At 61.2% G+C, this 441-nt stretch carries 1 pseudogene; it reads left to right on the forward strand.

From position 1 onward, the window contains the following. Nucleotides 1-108 precede the first annotated feature (108 nt). Nucleotides 109-351 (forward strand): annotated as a pseudogene (locus GSQ83_RS08995) (IS6 family transposase); the annotation flags it as partial. Between the last annotated feature and the right edge of the window lie 90 nt (nucleotides 352-441).

The following is a 441-nucleotide window of genomic DNA, read 5'->3' on the forward strand; positions in this document are numbered from 1 at the left end:
TATAAAAGCGTCGCTCAATTTGCCAACGACCCATTGGCAAATTGACCCGTCGCGCGGGCGTTGTCACGTTAACTGGCGGTCTACGACCGCCTGGGCGAGGATGATGGCATGAAGAAGCCGCCAGACCCGCACCATCGCCACCGTTTCCCGGCCGACCTCATCAGCCACGCTGTATGGCTCTATCACGTGTTCAGACTGAGCTTCCGAGATGTTGAGCTGCTGCTGGCCGAGCGCGGCGTCATCGTCTCTTACGAGAGCGTCCGCCGATGGTGCCTGAAGTTTGGATCAGCCTTCGCCGACAATCTGCGTCGCCGCCGACCTCGGCCCGGTGATAAATGGCACCTCGACGAGGGTGTGCTGTGAACGCACGACCAGCGATGGAAGTGCGGAGCTGCATAGAAGATGAGGGTGGGCCCCTCGAAGCCGACCGTCAGGGGCAGG

Source organism: Acidisoma sp. L85, assembly GCF_009765865.1.
Lineage (GTDB): Bacteria > Pseudomonadota > Alphaproteobacteria > Acetobacterales > Acetobacteraceae > Acidisoma.